This is a genomic window from Brenneria izadpanahii, from assembly GCF_017569925.1.
Taxonomy (GTDB): domain Bacteria; phylum Pseudomonadota; class Gammaproteobacteria; order Enterobacterales; family Enterobacteriaceae; genus Brenneria; species Brenneria izadpanahii.
On the sequence record NZ_CP050854.1, the window covers coordinates 485,671 to 498,012 of the forward strand.

The 12,342-nt window shown below is 49.7% G+C and carries 26 protein-coding genes; all 26 read left to right on the forward strand.

Annotation, left to right across the window (positions count from 1 at the left end; translation table 11 throughout):
* Positions 1–4: 4 nt before the first annotated feature.
* The 26 genes from bfr (at position 5) to rpsK (ending at position 12,341) form a co-directional block, all read left to right on the forward strand.
* Positions 5–478, forward strand: coding sequence for a bacterioferritin (gene bfr / locus HC231_RS02205; RefSeq protein WP_208229546.1), 474 nt, complete (start codon positions 5–7; stop codon positions 476–478).
* 294 nt (positions 479–772) lie between these two features.
* Positions 773–1,084, forward strand: coding sequence for a 30S ribosomal protein S10 (rpsJ, locus tag HC231_RS02210; RefSeq protein ID WP_001181005.1), 312 nt, complete (start codon positions 773–775; stop codon positions 1,082–1,084).
* Positions 1,085–1,116: 32 nt separating this feature from the next.
* Complete coding sequence (gene rplC, locus HC231_RS02215) at positions 1,117–1,746, forward strand: 50S ribosomal protein L3 (protein ID WP_208229547.1); 630 nt, start codon at positions 1,117–1,119, stop codon at positions 1,744–1,746.
* Positions 1,747–1,756: 10 nt separating this feature from the next.
* A complete protein-coding gene (gene rplD / locus HC231_RS02220; protein WP_208229548.1) occupies positions 1,757–2,362 on the forward strand; it encodes a 50S ribosomal protein L4 in 606 nt (201 codons plus the stop codon).
* Positions 2,359–2,661, forward strand: coding sequence for a 50S ribosomal protein L23 (rplW, locus tag HC231_RS02225; protein ID WP_009111205.1), 303 nt, complete (start codon positions 2,359–2,361; stop codon positions 2,659–2,661). The genes rplD and rplW overlap by 4 nt, the downstream gene beginning before the upstream one ends.
* Before the next feature lie 19 nt (positions 2,662–2,680).
* Positions 2,681–3,502, forward strand: a complete 822-nt coding sequence (rplB, locus tag HC231_RS02230; RefSeq protein ID WP_208229549.1) for a 50S ribosomal protein L2 — start codon at positions 2,681–2,683, stop codon at positions 3,500–3,502.
* Positions 3,503–3,518: 16 nt separating this feature from the next.
* Complete coding sequence (rpsS, locus tag HC231_RS02235) at positions 3,519–3,797, forward strand: 30S ribosomal protein S19 (RefSeq protein WP_001138115.1); 279 nt, start codon at positions 3,519–3,521, stop codon at positions 3,795–3,797.
* 14 nt (positions 3,798–3,811) lie between these two features.
* The gene (gene rplV, locus HC231_RS02240; protein ID WP_012764045.1) at positions 3,812–4,144 is read left to right on the forward strand and encodes a 50S ribosomal protein L22; all 333 of its coding nucleotides are present in this window, start codon (positions 3,812–3,814) and stop codon (positions 4,142–4,144) included.
* Positions 4,145–4,161: 17 nt separating this feature from the next.
* Positions 4,162–4,863, forward strand: a complete 702-nt coding sequence (gene rpsC / locus HC231_RS02245) for a 30S ribosomal protein S3 (protein WP_208229550.1) — start codon at positions 4,162–4,164, stop codon at positions 4,861–4,863.
* A 12-nt stretch (positions 4,864–4,875) separates the two neighbouring features.
* Entirely contained in the window at positions 4,876–5,286 is a 411-nt protein-coding gene (rplP, locus tag HC231_RS02250) for a 50S ribosomal protein L16 (protein WP_009111208.1), read from the forward strand.
* Entirely contained in the window at positions 5,286–5,477 is a 192-nt protein-coding gene (gene rpmC, locus HC231_RS02255) for a 50S ribosomal protein L29 (RefSeq protein ID WP_048637248.1), read from the forward strand. The genes rplP and rpmC overlap by 1 nt, the downstream gene beginning before the upstream one ends.
* Entirely contained in the window at positions 5,477–5,731 is a 255-nt protein-coding gene (gene rpsQ / locus HC231_RS02260) for a 30S ribosomal protein S17 (RefSeq protein WP_208229551.1), read from the forward strand. Before rpmC ends, rpsQ begins: the two co-directional genes overlap by 1 nt.
* A 167-nt stretch (positions 5,732–5,898) precedes the next feature.
* Positions 5,899–6,270: a 50S ribosomal protein L14 gene (gene rplN / locus HC231_RS02265; protein ID WP_000613954.1), complete on the forward strand. Its 372-nt coding sequence runs from the start codon at positions 5,899–5,901 to the stop codon at positions 6,268–6,270.
* A 10-nt stretch (positions 6,271–6,280) separates the two neighbouring features.
* Complete coding sequence (gene rplX, locus HC231_RS02270; protein WP_015841924.1) at positions 6,281–6,595, forward strand: 50S ribosomal protein L24; 315 nt, start codon at positions 6,281–6,283, stop codon at positions 6,593–6,595.
* Positions 6,596–6,609: 14 nt separating this feature from the next.
* Positions 6,610–7,149, forward strand: a complete 540-nt coding sequence (gene rplE, locus HC231_RS02275) for a 50S ribosomal protein L5 (RefSeq protein ID WP_208229552.1) — start codon at positions 6,610–6,612, stop codon at positions 7,147–7,149.
* Between the two features lie 13 nt (positions 7,150–7,162).
* The gene (gene rpsN / locus HC231_RS02280) at positions 7,163–7,468 is read left to right on the forward strand and encodes a 30S ribosomal protein S14 (protein WP_048637249.1); all 306 of its coding nucleotides are present in this window, start codon (positions 7,163–7,165) and stop codon (positions 7,466–7,468) included.
* Between the two features lie 33 nt (positions 7,469–7,501).
* Complete coding sequence (rpsH, locus tag HC231_RS02285) at positions 7,502–7,894, forward strand: 30S ribosomal protein S8 (RefSeq protein WP_208229553.1); 393 nt, start codon at positions 7,502–7,504, stop codon at positions 7,892–7,894.
* 13 nt (positions 7,895–7,907) lie between these two features.
* Positions 7,908–8,441 (forward strand): 50S ribosomal protein L6, encoded by a 534-nt coding sequence (gene rplF, locus HC231_RS02290; RefSeq protein ID WP_208229554.1) that lies wholly within the window; start codon positions 7,908–7,910, stop codon positions 8,439–8,441.
* Between the two features lie 9 nt (positions 8,442–8,450).
* On the forward strand, positions 8,451–8,804 hold the full coding sequence (rplR, locus tag HC231_RS02295; RefSeq protein ID WP_048637252.1) for a 50S ribosomal protein L18: 354 nt from the start codon (positions 8,451–8,453) through the stop codon (positions 8,802–8,804).
* A gap of 14 nt (positions 8,805–8,818) precedes the next feature.
* Positions 8,819–9,319, forward strand: a complete 501-nt coding sequence (gene rpsE, locus HC231_RS02300) for a 30S ribosomal protein S5 (RefSeq protein WP_005970257.1) — start codon at positions 8,819–8,821, stop codon at positions 9,317–9,319.
* A gap of 6 nt (positions 9,320–9,325) precedes the next feature.
* Positions 9,326–9,505, forward strand: a complete 180-nt coding sequence (gene rpmD / locus HC231_RS02305; protein WP_004846568.1) for a 50S ribosomal protein L30 — start codon at positions 9,326–9,328, stop codon at positions 9,503–9,505.
* Between the two features lie 3 nt (positions 9,506–9,508).
* Entirely contained in the window at positions 9,509–9,943 is a 435-nt protein-coding gene (rplO, locus tag HC231_RS02310) for a 50S ribosomal protein L15 (protein WP_208229555.1), read from the forward strand.
* 7 nt (positions 9,944–9,950) lie between these two features.
* Positions 9,951–11,282: a preprotein translocase subunit SecY gene (gene secY / locus HC231_RS02315; protein ID WP_208229556.1), complete on the forward strand. Its 1,332-nt coding sequence runs from the start codon at positions 9,951–9,953 to the stop codon at positions 11,280–11,282.
* A gap of 33 nt (positions 11,283–11,315) precedes the next feature.
* Positions 11,316–11,432 (forward strand): 50S ribosomal protein L36, encoded by a 117-nt coding sequence (rpmJ, locus tag HC231_RS02320; RefSeq protein ID WP_002227352.1) that lies wholly within the window; start codon positions 11,316–11,318, stop codon positions 11,430–11,432.
* Between the two features lie 146 nt (positions 11,433–11,578).
* Entirely contained in the window at positions 11,579–11,935 is a 357-nt protein-coding gene (gene rpsM, locus HC231_RS02325) for a 30S ribosomal protein S13 (protein ID WP_150437818.1), read from the forward strand.
* 16 nt (positions 11,936–11,951) lie between these two features.
* Positions 11,952–12,341, forward strand: coding sequence for a 30S ribosomal protein S11 (gene rpsK, locus HC231_RS02330; protein ID WP_002919257.1), 390 nt, complete (start codon positions 11,952–11,954; stop codon positions 12,339–12,341).
* Position 12,342 lies beyond the last annotated feature (1 nt).

The window sequence follows — 12,342 nt, forward strand, 5'->3', positions numbered from 1 at the left end:
TGTCATGAAAGGCGATAAAAAAGTCATTACGTATTTGAATAAGTTATTGGGTAATGAGTTAGTAGCAATCAACCAATATTTCCTACATGCCCGGATGTTTAAAAACTGGGGATTAACCCGTCTCAACGATCACGAGTATCATGAGTCTATTGACGAAATGAAGCATGCCGATCGTTACATTGAACGCATTTTATTTCTCGAAGGCATTCCCAATCTGCAAGATTTGGGGAAACTTAACATCGGCGAAGATGTTGAAGAGATCTTTCGGTCCGACCTGCAACTTGAGCTGGATGGCGCCAAAGACCTACGCGAAGCCATTGCATATTCAGACTCGGTACATGATTATGTCAGCAGAGACCTGATGATAGAGATCCTGACCGACGAAGAAGGGCATATCGATTGGCTGGAAACCGAGTTGGATCTGATATCCCGTATCGGCATACAAAACTATCTGCAAAGTCAGCTTAAAGAGCAGTAAACCGCGCTTTAAATGATGACCTATCTATTACGGCCGGGCATATTCGTTCTGGCCGCCGCATCAAATCATTTCATCCTTCTTGTTGCTTCTTGCGTCAATTTACGTATAATGCGCGGGCTCACTAAAACTAAGGTGGGTCTGATTTTTGATTAAATCAGCGGGCTAAGTTCATTAATTAGCCAAAACAATACTCCCGATATGGGGGTTATGTACTAACGATTACACTCCCCCATCAATCGAAATGGGTGTGAGGAGTAATTATTTACGTTTATAAATAATTGGAGCTCTGGTCTCATGCAGAACCAAAGAATCCGTATCCGCCTGAAAGCGTTTGATCATCGTCTGATCGATCAATCAACTGCGGAAATCGTCGAGACTGCCAAGCGCACTGGTGCGCAAGTCCGTGGTCCGATCCCGCTGCCGACCCGCAAAGAGCGCTTTACCGTTCTGATCTCTCCGCACGTCAACAAAGATGCGCGCGATCAGTACGAGATTCGCACTCACAAGCGTCTGGTTGACATCGTTGAGCCAACCGAGAAAACCGTTGATGCTCTGATGCGTCTGGATCTGGCTGCCGGTGTAGACGTGCAGATCAGCCTGGGTTAATCAGGTCATTGAGCGATTGAGAGGTTGAAACAATGATTGGTTTAGTCGGTAAAAAAGTGGGCATGACCCGTATCTTCACTGAAGATGGCGTATCTATCCCTGTAACCGTTATCGAAATTGAAGCAAACCGCGTCACTCAGGTTAAAGACCTGGCTAACGACGGTTACCGCGCTGTGCAGGTAACAACCGGTGCTAAAAAAGCAAGCCGCGTTACCAAGCCAGAAGCGGGCCACTTTGCTAAAGCTGGCGTAGAAGCCGGCCGTACTTTACGTGAATTCCGTCTTTCTGAAGGCGAAGAATTCACTGTAGGTCAGAGCATTAGTGTTGAAATTTTCGCAGACGTTAAAAAAGTAGACGTTACTGGTACATCTAAAGGTAAAGGGTTTGCCGGCACTGTTAAGCGCTGGAACTTCCGTACTCAGGATGCTACCCACGGTAACTCCTTGTCTCACCGCGTTCCGGGTTCTATCGGTCAGAACCAGACTCCGGGCAAAGTGTTCAAAGGCAAGAAAATGGCAGGCCAACTGGGCAACGAGCGTGTAACCGTTCAAAGCCTGGACGTAGTGCGTGTTGACGCTGAGCGCAACCTGCTGCTGGTTAAGGGTGCTGTTCCGGGTGCAACCGGCGGCGACCTGATCGTTAAACCAGCTGTGAAGGCGTGAGGAGATAGCAATGGAATTAGTATTGAAAGACGCGCAAAGCGCGCTGACTGTTTCCGAAACTACCTTCGGTCGTGATTTCAACGAAGCGCTGGTACACCAGGTTGTTGTTGCTTATGCAGCAGGTGCCCGTCAAGGTACTCGCGCTCAGAAGACCCGTGCTGAAGTAACTGGTTCCGGTAAAAAACCGTGGCGTCAGAAAGGTACAGGCCGTGCGCGTTCAGGTTCTATCAAGAGCCCGATCTGGCGTTCCGGTGGTGTAACCTTCGCTGCCAAGCCTCAGGATCACAGTCAGAAAGTTAACAAAAAGATGTACCGCGGCGCGCTGAAAAGCATCCTGTCCGAACTGGTACGTCAAGATCGTCTGATCGTTGTCGAGAAGTTCTCTGTAGAAGCACCGAAAACCAAGCTGCTGGCACAGAAACTGAAAGACATGGCGCTGGAAGACGTACTGATCATCACCAGTGAACTGGATGAAAATCTGTTCCTGGCCGCGCGTAACCTGTACAAGGTTGATGTGCGCGATGTAGCCGGTATCGATCCAGTTAGCTTGATCGCCTTCGACAAAGTCGTCATGACTGCTGAAGCTGTTAAGCAAGTTGAGGAGATGCTCGCATGATCCGTGAAGAACGTCTGCTGAAAGTTTTGCGCGCGCCGCACGTTTCTGAAAAAGCGTCTACTGCGATGGAAAAGAACAACACCATCGTACTCAAAGTTGCTAAAGACGCGACAAAAGCAGAAATCAAAGCCGCTGTGCAGAAACTGTTTGAAGTCGAAGTCAATGATGTTCGCACCCTGGTAGTTAAAGGAAAAGTGAAACGTCATGGACAGCGTATCGGTCGTCGTAGCGACTGGAAAAAAGCTTACGTCACCCTGAAAGAAGGCCAGAATCTGGACTTCATCGGCGGCGCAGAGTAAGTCGGAGGAGTAAAGAACAATGGCAATTGTTAAATGTAAACCGACATCTCCGGGTCGTCGCCACGTTGTTAAAGTGGTTAACCCTGAGCTGCACAAGGGCAAACCTTATGCCCCGTTGCTGGAAAAAAACAGCAAATCCGGTGGCCGTAACAACAATGGCCGCATCACTACCCGTCACATCGGTGGTGGTCATAAACAGCAATATCGTCTGGTTGACTTTAAACGCAACAAAGATGGTATTCCTGCTGTTGTTGAGCGTCTGGAGTATGATCCGAACCGTTCCGCGAACATCGCGCTGGTTCTGTACAAAGACGGCGAACGCCGTTACATCCTGGCGCCGAAAGGCCTTAAAGCAGGCGACCAGATTCAATCTGGCGTTGATGCTGCAATCAAATCCGGTAACACCCTGCCGATGCGTAACATCCCGGTTGGTTCAACGGTTCACAACGTAGAACTGAAACCAGGTAAAGGCGGCCAGTTGGCTCGCTCTGCTGGTGCATACGTTCAGATCGTTGCACGTGATGGCGCTTACGTTACCCTGCGTCTGCGTTCTGGCGAAATGCGTAAAGTCGAATCTGACTGCCGCGCTACGCTGGGCGAAGTTGGCAATGCGGAGCATATGCTGCGCGTTCTGGGTAAAGCAGGTGCTGCTCGCTGGCGTGGTGTTCGTCCTACCGTTCGCGGTACGGCGATGAACCCGGTAGACCACCCGCACGGTGGTGGTGAAGGTCGTAACTTTGGTAAGCACCCGGTATCACCGTGGGGCGTACAGACCAAAGGTAAGAAGACCCGCAGCAACAAGCGTACTGATAAATTTATCGTACGTCGCCGTACTAAATAATTTTAGAGGATAAACCATGCCACGTTCTCTCAAGAAAGGTCCATTTATTGACCTGCACTTGCTGAAGAAGGTAGAGAAAGCGGTGGAAAGCGGTGACAAGAAGCCTTTGCGCACTTGGTCCCGTCGTTCAACGATCTTTCCAAACATGATCGGTTTGACCATCGCTGTCCATAATGGTCGTCAGCACGTTCCGGTGTTTGTTTCCGATGAAATGGTCGGTCACAAACTGGGTGAATTCGCGCCGACTCGTACTTATCGCGGCCACGCGGCTGATAAAAAAGCCAAGAAGAAATAAGGTAGGAGGAAGAGATGGAAACTATCGCTAAACATCGCCATGCTCGTTCTTCTGCCCAGAAGGTTCGCCTGGTGGCTGACCTGATTCGCGGTAAGAAAGTGTCGCAAGCTCTGGATATTCTGACCTATACCAACAAGAAAGCTGCTGGTCTGGTTAAAAAAGTACTGGAGTCTGCCATTGCTAACGCAGAGCACAACGATGGCGCTGACATTGATGATCTGAAAGTTGCGAAAATCTTCGTCGACGAAGGCCCGAGCATGAAGCGCATTATGCCGCGTGCTAAAGGTCGTGCGGATCGCATCCTGAAGCGTACCAGCCACATTACTGTGGTTGTGTCCGATCGCTGAGACTCTGGAGACTAGCAATGGGTCAGAAAGTACATCCTAATGGTATTCGACTGGGTATTGTCAAACCTTGGAACTCTACCTGGTATGCGAATACCAAAGAATTCGCTGACAACCTGGACAGCGACTTTAAAGTTCGTAAATACCTAACGAAGGAACTGGAAAAAGCTTCCGTTTCTCGTATCGTTATCGAACGTCCGGCGAAAAGCATTCGTGTGACTATTCACACCGCTCGTCCGGGTATCGTTATCGGTAAAAAAGGCGAAGATGTTGAAAAGCTGCGTAAAGCCGTAGCGGATATCGCTGGCGTGCCAGCGCAAATCAACATCGCCGAAGTCCGTAAACCTGAGTTAGACGCCAAACTGGTTGCTGACAGCATCACTTCTCAGCTGGAACGTCGCGTTATGTTCCGTCGTGCGATGAAGCGTGCCGTGCAGAACGCCATGCGTCTGGGCGCCAAAGGGATTAAAGTTGAAGTAAGCGGCCGTCTTGGCGGCGCTGAAATCGCGCGTACCGAATGGTACCGTGAAGGTCGCGTTCCGTTGCACACGCTGCGTGCGGATATCGACTACAACACCTCCGAAGCGCACACTACTTATGGTGTTATCGGTGTGAAAGTGTGGATCTTCAAAGGTGAGATCCTGGGTGGTATGGCTGCCGTTGAACAACCGGAAAAACCGGCTGCTCAACCTAAAAAGCAGCAGCGTAAAGGCCGCAAGTAAGGAGAGTCGCTGATGTTACAACCAAAGCGTACAAAATTCCGTAAGATGCACAAAGGCCGCAACCGTGGTCTGGCTGCAGGTACGGATGTGAGCTTCGGCACTTTCGGTCTGAAAGCTGTTGGCCGCGGTCGCCTGACTGCTCGTCAAATCGAAGCTGCACGTCGTGCCATGACCCGTGCTGTTAAGCGTCAAGGTAAGATCTGGATCCGTGTATTCCCGGACAAACCGATTACCGAAAAGCCGCTTGAAGTACGTATGGGTAAAGGTAAAGGTAACGTAGAGTATTGGGTTGCCTTGATTCAGCCAGGTAAAGTCCTGTACGAAATGGACGGTGTGCCGGAAGAGTTAGCCCGCGAGGCATTCCAACTGGCAGCAGCGAAACTGCCGATCAAAACCACCTTTGTAACTAAGACGGTGATGTAATGAAAGCACAAGAGCTGCGTGAAAAGAGCGTTGAAGAGCTGAATACCGAACTGCTCGAACTGCTGCGCGAACAATTCAATCTGCGCATGCAGGCGGCCAGTGGTCAGCTGCAACAAACTCACCTGTTGAAACAAGTGCGTCGTAATGTTGCACGTGTTAAGACTTTACTGACTGAGAAGGCGGGTGCGTAATGACCGATAAAATCCGTACTCTGCAAGGCCGTGTTGTTAGTGACAAAATGCAGAAATCTGCTGTTGTTGCTATCGAACGTTTCGTGAAACACCCACTTTACGGTAAGTTCATCAAACGTACGACTAAGCTGCACGTACATGACGAGAACAACGAATGCGGTATCGGCGACGTGGTTGAAATCCGCGAATGCCGCCCGCTGTCCAAAACTAAGTCTTGGACGCTTGTTCGCGTTGTAGAGAAAGCGATTCTGTAATACAGTAGCGCTCTTCTCGTTATGATAAACGGCTCAGTAACTGGGCCGTTTATTTTTTCTACCCATATTCAGGAAGCGGTGTTATAATGCTGCGCCCTTAATTATGGGGCATTTAAATGGCCTATCATGGGTCCTAAAGTAGTAGTTGACATTAGCGGAGCACTAACATGATCCAAGAACAGACTATGCTGAATGTGGCCGACAACTCCGGTGCACGTCGCGTAATGTGTATCAAGGTTCTAGGTGGCTCGCACCGTCGCTACGCAGGCGTCGGCGATATCATCAAGATTACCATTAAGGAAGCAATTCCTCGCGGTAAGGTGAAGAAAGGCGATGTGCTGAAGGCGGTTGTGGTGCGCACCAAGAAGGGTGTTCGTCGCCCAGACGGTTCTGTCATTCGCTTCGATGGAAATGCTTGCGTTATTTTAAACAATAACAGCGAACAGCCTATCGGTACGCGTATTTTTGGGCCGGTAACTCGTGAACTTCGTAATGAAAAGTTCATGAAAATTATCTCTCTGGCACCAGAAGTACTCTAAGGAGCGAATCATGGCAGCGAAAATCCGTCGTGATGACGAAGTTATCGTGCTGACCGGCAAAGATAAAGGTAAGCGCGGTAAAGTAAAAAATGTCCTGTCTGCTAGTAAGGTCATTGTTGAAGGTATCAACCTGGTTAAGAAACATCAGAAGCCGGTTCCGGCCCTGAATCAACCAGGCGGCATCGTTGAAAAAGAAGCTGCAATTCAGGTTTCCAACGTTGCAATCTTCAATGCGGCAACTGGTAAGGCTGACCGTGTAGGCTTTAGATTCGAAGACGGCAAAAAAGTCCGTTTCTTTAAATCTAATAGCGAAACTATCAAGTAATTTGGAGTAGTACGATGGCGAAACTGCATGATTACTACAAAGACGAAGTAGTTAAAAAACTCATGACCGAGTTTAACTACAATTCTGTCATGCAAGTCCCTCGGGTCGAGAAGATCACCCTGAATATGGGTGTTGGTGAAGCGATCGCTGACAAGAAACTGCTGGATAACGCAGCAGCCGACTTGGCGGCAATCTCAGGTCAAAAACCTTTGATCACCAAAGCACGCAAATCTGTTGCAGGCTTCAAAATCCGTCAGGGCTATCCGATCGGCTGTAAAGTAACTCTGCGTGGCGAACGCATGTGGGAGTTCCTTGAGCGACTGATTTCCATTGCTGTACCGCGTATCCGTGACTTCCGTGGCCTGTCCTCCAAGTCATTCGACGGCCGTGGTAACTACAGCATGGGTGTGCGTGAGCAGATCATCTTCCCGGAAATCGACTATGACAAGGTCGATCGCGTTCGTGGTTTGGATATTACCATTACCACCACTGCGAAATCCGATGATGAAGGCCGTGCGCTGTTGACCGCCTTTAACTTCCCATTCCGCAAGTAAGGTAGGGTTACTAATGGCTAAACAATCCATGAAAGCACGCGAAGCTGTTCGCGTGAAACTGGCTGATAAATACCGCGCAAAACGCGAGGAATTGAAAGCTATTATCTCTGGTGTGAACTCTTCCGACGAAGAACGTTGGGATGCAGTTCTTAAGCTGCAGACTCTGCCGCGTGATTCCAGCCCGTCTCGTCAGCGTAACCGCTGCCGTCAAACTGGTCGTCCGCATGCTTTCCTGCGGAAGTTCGGGTTGAGCCGTATCAAGGTCCGTGAAGCCGCTATGCGCGGTGAAATTCCGGGTCTGAAAAAGGCTAGCTGGTAATTGTCACCAATTGAATCACGGGAGTAAAGACAGATGAGCATGCAAGATCCGATCGCGGATATGCTGACCCGTATCCGTAACGGTCAAGCCGCGAACAAAGTTGCGGTCACCATGCCTTCCTCCAAGCTGAAAGTGGCAATCGCCAAAGTGCTGAAGGAAGAAGGTTACATTGAAGATTTTAAAATCGAAGGCGACGCCAAGCCTGTGCTGGAATTAGAACTTAAATATTTCCAGGGCAAGGCAGTGGTAGAAAGCATTCAGCGAGTAAGCCGTCCAGGTCTGCGCATCTATAAAAGAAAAGATGAGCTGCCAAAAGTTATGGCCGGTTTAGGTATCGCGGTTGTTTCTACCTCTAAAGGTGTTATGACTGATCGTGCAGCTCGCCAGGCAGGTCTTGGTGGCGAGATTATCTGCTACGTAGCTTAATCGGGAGGAAAGAATGTCTCGTGTTGCAAAAGCACCCGTCGTCATTCCTGCCGGCGTAGAGGTAAAACTCAACGGTCAGGTTATTTCGATTAAGGGTAAAAACGGCGAGCTGAGTCGTAAGATCCATGATGCTGTTGAAGTTAAGCAGGCTGACAACGCTCTGACTTTCGCCCCGCGCGAAGGTTTCGTTGATGGTTGGGCCCAGGCGGGCACTACTCGCGCTCTGTTGAATTCAATGGTTATCGGTGTTACCGAAGGCTTCTCTAAGAAGCTGCAACTGGTCGGTGTTGGTTATCGTGCCGCCGTGAAAGGCAGCGTGGTGAACCTGTCTCTTGGATTCTCACATCCGATTGACTATGCACTGCCGGCAGGTATTACTGCAGAGTGCCCTAGCCAGACTGAAATCGTGCTGAAAGGCGCTGATAAGCAGGCTATTGGTCAGGTTGCTGCGGAATTACGCGCCTACCGTCGTCCTGAGCCTTACAAAGGCAAGGGTGTCCGTTACGCCGACGAAGTCGTGCGTACCAAAGAGGCTAAGAAGAAGTAAGGTAACACTATGGATAAGAAAGCAGCTCGTATCCGTCGTGCGACCCGCGCACGCCGCAAGCTCCAGGAACTGGGTGCGACGCGTCTGGTGGTACATCGTACCCCGCGCCATATTTATGCGCAGGTCATCGCACCGAACGGTTCTGAAGTCCTGGTAGCCGCTTCTACTGTAGAAAAAGCTATCGCTGAACAACTGAAGTATACCGGTAACAAAGATGCAGCTACTGCAGTAGGTAAAGCTATTGCTGAACGCGCATTGGAAAAAGGCATCAAAGACGTTGCTTTTGACCGTTCCGGTTTCCAATATCATGGTCGAGTCCAGGCACTGGCAGATGCTGCCCGTGAAGCTGGCCTTCAGTTCTAAGGTAGAGGTGTAAGATGGCTCACATCGAGAAACAAGCTGGCGAACTGCAGGAAAAGCTGATCGCGGTAAATCGCGTATCTAAAACCGTTAAAGGTGGTCGTATTTTCTCCTTCACCGCACTGACTGTAGTGGGTGATGGCAACGGCCGCGTTGGTTTTGGTTACGGTAAAGCACGCGAAGTTCCGGCAGCGATCCAGAAAGCGATGGAAAAAGCCCGTCGCAATATGATGAATGTCGCGCTGAACAACGGCACCCTGCAGCACCCGGTTAAAGGTGCTCACACGGGTTCTCGTGTGTTCATGCAGCCGGCTTCCGAAGGTACCGGTATTATCGCCGGCGGTGCAATGCGCGCCGTTTTGGAAGTCGCAGGGGTACACAACGTATTGGCTAAAGCCTATGGTTCCACTAACCCGATTAACGTGGTTCGTGCAACGATTGATGGTCTGGCCAACATGAAGTCCCCGGAAATGGTCGCTGCCAAGCGTGGTAAATCCGTTGAAGAAATTCTGGGGTAATTAACCATGGCAAAGACTATTAAAATAACTCAAACCCGTAGTGCAATCGGTCGTCTGCCGAAACATAAGGCGACGCTGCTTGGCCTGGGTCTGCGTCGTATTGGTCATACCGTTGAACGTGAGGATACTCCTGCGGTTCGCGGCATGGTCAACGCGGTTTCCTATATGGTTAAAGTGGAGGAGTAACAGATGCGTTTGAATACTCTGTCTCCGGCCGAAGGCGCCAAACATGCTTCCAAGCGTGTAGGTCGTGGTATCGGTTCCGGCCTGGGTAAAACCGGCGGACGCGGCGTCAAAGGTCAGAACTCTCGTTCTGGCGGCGGCGTGCGTCGCGGTTTCGAAGGCGGTCAGATGCCTTTATACCGTCGCCTGCCGAAATTCGGTTTTACTTCTCGCAAAGCGATGGTTACGGCAGAGATTCGTCTGTCTGACCTGGCTAAAGTAGAAGGCGACATCGTTGACCTGAATACGCTGAAAGCCGCTAATGTTATTGGCGTTCAGATCGAATTTGCGAAAGTGATTCTGTCAGGTGAAGTTGCTCGTCCGGTAACGATTCGTGGTCTGCGTGTCACTAAAGGTGCTCGTGCTGCTATCGAAGCTGCTGGCGGTAAAATTGAGGAATAAGTAGCAGATGGCCAAACAACCAGGATTAGATTTTCAAAGTGCTAAAGGCGGAGTTGGTGAACTGAAGCGCAGACTATTGTTTGTTATCGGTGCGCTGATTGTTTTCCGTATTGGCTCTTTTATTCCGATTCCTGGTATTGATGCCACTGTGCTTGCCAAATTGCTTGAGCAACAGCGAGGCACCATCATTGAAATGTTTAACATGTTCTCTGGTGGTGCACTCAGCCGTGCTTCTATCTTTGCTCTGGGTATCATGCCGTATATTTCGGCGTCGATTATTATCCAACTGCTGACGGTGGTTCATCCTGCGTTGGCGGAAATAAAGAAAGAAGGGGAGGCTGGCCGTCGTAAGATTAGCCAGTACACCCGCTACGGTACTCTGGTATTGGCCATATTCCAGTCGATCGGTATTGCTACCGGTTTGCCGAATATGCCAGGGATGCAAGGCTTGGTGTTAAATCCAGGATTTGCTTTCTACTTTACCGCTGTTGTGAGTCTGGTCACCGGGACGATGTTCCTGATGTGGCTGGGTGAACAGATTACTGAACGGGGTATCGGCAACGGTATTTCGATTATAATCTTTGCTGGTATAGTTGCGGGATTGCCGCCGGCCATTGGCCATACCATCGAGCAAGCGCGGCAAGGCGACCTGCACTTCCTCCTGTTGCTGTTGGTTGCAGTTTTGGTGTTTGCAGTAACCTTCTTCGTTGTTTTCATTGAGCGTGGTCAGCGTCGTATCGTCGTCAACTATGCCAAGCGTCAACAAGGTCGTCGTGTTTATGCAGCACAGAGTACGCATTTACCGTTGAAAGTGAATATGGCGGGGGTTATCCCAGCTATTTTTGCTTCCAGCATTATTTTGTTCCCGGCTACGATTGCATCTTGGTTCGGGGGCGGTACCGGTTGGAACTGGCTGACTACAATTTCGATGTATTTGCAGCCTGGACGCCCGCTTTATGTGTTACTCTATGCGACTGCAATCATCTTCTTCTGTTTCTTCTATACTGCGTTGGTTTTCAACCCTCGTGAAACAGCAGATAACCTGAAGAAGTCCGGTGCATTCGTGCCAGGAATTCGTCCGGGAGAGCAAACGGCGAAATATATCGATAAAGTAATGACCCGCCTTACTTTGGTAGGTGCGATGTATATTACTTTCATCTGCCTGATCCCGGAGTTCATGCGTGATGCAATGAAAGTGCCTTTCTATTTTGGCGGCACGTCATTATTGATCGTTGTTGTGGTCATCATGGACTTTATGGCTCAAGTGCAAACTCTGATGATGTCAAGTCAGTACGAGTCTGCATTGAAGAAAGCAAACCTGAAAGGCTATAACCGTTAATCGGGCGAGCTTGAGAAGTTACGGAGAGTAAAAATGAAAGTTCGTGCTTCCGTCAAGAAATTATGTCGTAACTGTAAGATTGTTAAGCGTAACGGTGTCGTTCGTGTGATCTGCAGTGCCGAACCGAAGCATAAACAGCGTCAAGGCTGATTATCTCGCATATTTTTCTTGCAAAGTTGGGTTGAGCTGGCTAGATTAGCCAGCCAATCTTTTGTCTGTAACCGCAATACTATTTGAGTATCCTGAAAACGGGCTTTTCAGAATGGTATTGCCGTATAAAAATGTAGGAGTGCATAGTGGCCCGTATAGCAGGCATTAACATTCCTGATCATAAACATACCGTCATCGCGTTAACGTCGATTTATGGTATCGGTAAAACTCGTTCGCAGGCTATTTGCGCTGCTTCGGGCATTGCCGAAAATGTTAAGATCAGTGAGCTGTCTGAAGAGCAAATCGATAAGCTGCGTGACGAAGTTGCCAAGTTTGTTGTCGAAGGTGATCTGCGTCGTGAAGTTACCCTGAGCATCAAACGTCTTATGGACCTTGGTACTTATCGTGGTTTGCGTCATCGTCGTGGTCTGCCGGTTCGCGGTCAGCGTACCAAGACTAACGCCCGTACCCGTAAGGGTCCGCGCAAACCGATCAAGAAATAATCGGGGTGATTGAATAATGGCAAAGGCACCTATTCGTGCACGTAAGCGTGTAAGAAAGCAAGTCTCTGACGGTGTGGCTCATATCCATGCTTCTTTCAACAACACCATCGTAACTATTACCGATCGTCAGGGTAATGCGCTGGGTTGGGCAACTGCCGGTGGTTCCGGCTTCCGTGGTTCTCGTAAATCCACTCCGTTCGCCGCTCAGGTAGCAGCCGAACGCTGTGCTGAAGCAGTGAAAGAGTACGGTATCAAGAACCTGGAAGTTATGGTTAAAGGACCTGGTCCGGGCCGTGAGTCTACTATCCGCGCGTTGAACGCGGCTGGTTTCCGCATCACTAATATTACTGATGTGACTCCGATCCCTCATAACGGTTGTCGTCCGCCGAAAAAGCGCCGCGTATAAC

Excerpts from the sequence above, each read along its gene's own strand:
- rpsJ (WP_001181005.1), top strand. The coding sequence starts at position 773 with ATGCAGAACCAAAGAATCCGTATCCGCCTGAAAGCGTTTGATCATCGT.
- rpsS (WP_001138115.1), top strand. The coding sequence starts at position 3,519 with ATGCCACGTTCTCTCAAGAAAGGTCCATTTATTGACCTGCACTTGCTG.
- rplW (WP_009111205.1), top strand. The coding sequence starts at position 2,359 with ATGATCCGTGAAGAACGTCTGCTGAAAGTTTTGCGCGCGCCGCACGTT.
- rplE (WP_208229552.1), top strand. The coding sequence starts at position 6,610 with ATGGCGAAACTGCATGATTACTACAAAGACGAAGTAGTTAAAAAACTC.
- rpsK (WP_002919257.1), top strand. The coding sequence starts at position 11,952 with ATGGCAAAGGCACCTATTCGTGCACGTAAGCGTGTAAGAAAGCAAGTC.
- rplP (WP_009111208.1), top strand. The coding sequence starts at position 4,876 with ATGTTACAACCAAAGCGTACAAAATTCCGTAAGATGCACAAAGGCCGC.
- rplF (WP_208229554.1), top strand. The coding sequence starts at position 7,908 with ATGTCTCGTGTTGCAAAAGCACCCGTCGTCATTCCTGCCGGCGTAGAG.
- bfr (WP_208229546.1), top strand. The coding sequence starts at position 5 with ATGAAAGGCGATAAAAAAGTCATTACGTATTTGAATAAGTTATTGGGT.
- secY (WP_208229556.1), top strand. The coding sequence starts at position 9,951 with ATGGCCAAACAACCAGGATTAGATTTTCAAAGTGCTAAAGGCGGAGTT.
- rplB (WP_208229549.1), top strand. The coding sequence starts at position 2,681 with ATGGCAATTGTTAAATGTAAACCGACATCTCCGGGTCGTCGCCACGTT.
- rpmC (WP_048637248.1), top strand. The coding sequence starts at position 5,286 with ATGAAAGCACAAGAGCTGCGTGAAAAGAGCGTTGAAGAGCTGAATACC.
- rpmD (WP_004846568.1), top strand. The coding sequence starts at position 9,326 with ATGGCAAAGACTATTAAAATAACTCAAACCCGTAGTGCAATCGGTCGT.
- rpsE (WP_005970257.1), top strand. The coding sequence starts at position 8,819 with ATGGCTCACATCGAGAAACAAGCTGGCGAACTGCAGGAAAAGCTGATC.
- rplV (WP_012764045.1), top strand. The coding sequence starts at position 3,812 with ATGGAAACTATCGCTAAACATCGCCATGCTCGTTCTTCTGCCCAGAAG.
- rplR (WP_048637252.1), top strand. The coding sequence starts at position 8,451 with ATGGATAAGAAAGCAGCTCGTATCCGTCGTGCGACCCGCGCACGCCGC.
- rplC (WP_208229547.1), top strand. The coding sequence starts at position 1,117 with ATGATTGGTTTAGTCGGTAAAAAAGTGGGCATGACCCGTATCTTCACT.
- rplO (WP_208229555.1), top strand. The coding sequence starts at position 9,509 with ATGCGTTTGAATACTCTGTCTCCGGCCGAAGGCGCCAAACATGCTTCC.
- rpsH (WP_208229553.1), top strand. The coding sequence starts at position 7,502 with ATGAGCATGCAAGATCCGATCGCGGATATGCTGACCCGTATCCGTAAC.
- rpsN (WP_048637249.1), top strand. The coding sequence starts at position 7,163 with ATGGCTAAACAATCCATGAAAGCACGCGAAGCTGTTCGCGTGAAACTG.
- rplX (WP_015841924.1), top strand. The coding sequence starts at position 6,281 with ATGGCAGCGAAAATCCGTCGTGATGACGAAGTTATCGTGCTGACCGGC.
- rpsC (WP_208229550.1), top strand. The coding sequence starts at position 4,162 with ATGGGTCAGAAAGTACATCCTAATGGTATTCGACTGGGTATTGTCAAA.
- rplN (WP_000613954.1), top strand. The coding sequence starts at position 5,899 with ATGATCCAAGAACAGACTATGCTGAATGTGGCCGACAACTCCGGTGCA.
- rpmJ (WP_002227352.1), top strand. The coding sequence starts at position 11,316 with ATGAAAGTTCGTGCTTCCGTCAAGAAATTATGTCGTAACTGTAAGATT.
- rplD (WP_208229548.1), top strand. The coding sequence starts at position 1,757 with ATGGAATTAGTATTGAAAGACGCGCAAAGCGCGCTGACTGTTTCCGAA.
- rpsQ (WP_208229551.1), top strand. The coding sequence starts at position 5,477 with ATGACCGATAAAATCCGTACTCTGCAAGGCCGTGTTGTTAGTGACAAA.